This is a genomic window from Flavobacterium fryxellicola, from assembly GCF_900143245.1.
In the GTDB taxonomy this organism is placed as follows: domain Bacteria; phylum Bacteroidota; class Bacteroidia; order Flavobacteriales; family Flavobacteriaceae; genus Flavobacterium; species Flavobacterium fryxellicola.
This window is the reverse complement of the sequence record NZ_FRDK01000029.1, coordinates 1-1,752: the sequence shown is the minus strand read 5'-3', so window position 1 is coordinate 1,752 and position 1,752 is coordinate 1. Positions and strand designations below refer to the sequence as shown.

Below are 1,752 nucleotides of genomic sequence, written 5' to 3'. Positions count from 1 at the left end.
GAGGGCACTGAAAAACATCGTCTGTTTTGATTTGTGTCATTTTTATAGACCAAAAAAAACGCTTATAATCGAATTTTTAAGATTCGTTATAAGCGTTTTAGTTTTTAAAACTGTTTTGTATTAGAGGCTATATACGTCTATTTTTGACTGATACAATTTCATTTTGACCATTATGTACTTAGATTGTATTCTTTACATTAATTTGAGTATTCTTTTTAAGTTTACTGTAAAAATAGCCATTGCTCCTTGCATTTGCATATTGTTAATGCCGTATGATATTGCTCTATCATAACCGTGTACGTTTTTCAGCTCACTATTTTTGGCTTCAATTTTATATCGATGTTTTGCTTTTTCTTTGTAATATTCTGTTTCCTGAAAAGCCATTTGGTCTTGGTGCACTTCTGATTTTATGGATACCGAATAGGTTTTTGTTTTAGCACCATCTTTGTAACATCCATTTTTTAAAGGACAAGTTTTGCATTTTTCAACATCAAAATAATAAGTATCAACTTGATTTGCCCCGACATCTTTGGTTCCACCTCGTGCTTTTCGTATTGCCAAATGTCCTGCTGGACAAACAAACCTATCGGCATCTTTGTTGTAATCAAATTTATCTTCATCTTTTCTAAATCCTTGTGTTATCGATGGATTTAGACGCGCTACTACTTTGATTTTCTGGCCGTTTGCAATTTTAAGGTTTTCTTTTCCAGAATAAGCGGCGTCTCCAATGATGGTATCTACCTCAATCCCATTTTGCTGACTCATTTGTAAAAGTTTAGGTAATTCTGGACCATCGCCTTTTTCTCCCGATGTGATTACGGCAGCTGTAATAATGCGTTCTTCGGTCATAGCCAAATGTGTTTTGTAGCCAAAGAAGGAACTCTCGGTAGACTTATGACCTATTTTAGCATCGGTATCCTTGGATAAAGTTAAGTTCTCTTGAGTATCTTCTACGGTTTCTTTGAGTAAGTTTAGTTTTTCTTTTACAGCTGGAATAGCGCTTATAGAGGGTTCATTTTCTATACGTTTTTCTAACTCTTTGCAATACTTCAATTCTTTTTCTAAATCATTTTCAAGGTTCTTTTCTGGCATACGTTCTTTGAATTGATCATCAAAAGTGTAAACTGTTTTGCGAAGTAGCTTGGAGCGTTCTCTTAACACATCAATGGCTAAAAAAGGATTTGATCTTGATAAGGTATGTGTGGCATCAACGATAATTGACTTGGAACGAATTATGCCTTTTTCAACAGCTATGGTCACTGTTTTGTTTATCAATAGGTTTAATAAGTCGGTGTCTTTCAAACGTAGTTTTCTAAATTTTGTCAACGAACTAGCATTGATAACTTCGTCTTCTGGATTCATATCCAAAAAATATTTAAAGGACATATCGTACCTAGATCGTTCCACTACATCAAAATCGGAAACACTGTAAATTGTTTTTAGCAATAAATACTTAAACATACGCACAGGACTTTCTGCCATACGACCATTATTTGAACAGTATTTATTTACAAGTTCATCGTAGATAAATGAAAAATCGATTAATTCATTAATTTTTCTTAAAAGATTGTCCTTGGGAACAATTAGATTATATAACGAATAATGTTCGCTAAATTGAATTGTTTGCTGCTGTATTAACATCAATAAAAGCTTTATAATTACATTTAAAAATACAAAAAACGAGGCAGAAAATAAAGTTTTTCTGCCTCGTTTTTATGATAATAATTATAAAATGACTTTTTCAGTGCCCTC

The 1,752-nt window shown here is 32.7% G+C and carries 1 protein-coding gene; it reads right to left on the bottom strand.

Translation table 11 applies throughout. From position 1 onward, the window contains the following. Window positions 1-192: 192 nt before the first annotated feature. Window positions 193-1,641 carry an IS1182 family transposase gene (locus BUA03_RS16280; RefSeq protein ID WP_066081382.1) on the bottom strand — a complete coding sequence of 483 codons (1,449 nt, stop codon included), beginning with the start codon at window positions 1,639-1,641 and terminating at the stop codon, window positions 193-195. Window positions 1,642-1,752: the final 111 nt, after the last annotated feature.

What these genes read in the sequence shown, in the direction of transcription:
- BUA03_RS16280 (WP_066081382.1), bottom strand. Translation starts at nt 1,641, where the DNA reads ATGTTAATACAGCAGCAAACAATTCAATTTAGCGAACATTATTCGTTA.